Annotated in this window: 1 protein-coding gene; it reads left to right on the top strand. The window is 48.1% G+C overall.

The window, feature by feature from the left end:
* A partial coding sequence (locus QQK43_RS23810) for a retrotransposon gag family protein (protein WP_284309660.1) occupies nt 1-578 on the top strand: 578 nt, incomplete at both ends.

Genomic DNA, 578 nt, shown 5'->3' with positions numbered 1-578 from the left:
ATTTTCTGAGGTCTCGTCCACCAGAATTCTCTCAGACCGTCGAGCCCGTCGAGGCTGACGATTGGCTGAAAGATGTTGATAGAAAACTCAACTTAGTGCAGTGTACTCCTGTTGAGAAGACGCTCTACGCCTCTCACCAGCTAAGAGGACCCGCTGCAGATTGGTGGGAAAATTACTGCAATGCACACCCTGAACCCACTAACATTGCTTGGGATGAGTTTGCTACGGCTTTCCGTGCAGCTCATGTGCCTGAAAGCACTATTGACATGAAGAAAGAAGAATTCAACAGACTTAAGCAAGGCAACAGCAGTGTCAATGAGTACCTAAGTCAGTTCAACAAGTTGGCTCGGTACGCCCCTGAGGAAGTGGACACAGATAAGAAGAAGATCAGGAAGTTCTTGAAGGGAATCGCAGTTGGAATGAGACTCCAGTTGCTTGCTCATGACTTCCCCACTTTTCAACATATGATCAACAAAGCACTTCTACTTGAGGATGCCAGAAAAGAGGCCACCGAAGAATACAAGAAACGCAAGTCTAACCATCAGGGAAATTCTTCCCGAGGCGCACCTCGCCCTCGC

This window comes from Hydrogenophaga electricum, assembly GCF_030160815.1.
Lineage (GTDB): Bacteria > Pseudomonadota > Gammaproteobacteria > Burkholderiales > Burkholderiaceae_C > Hydrogenophaga > Hydrogenophaga electricum.
This window is presented reverse-complemented; position numbering and strand designations above follow the sequence as displayed.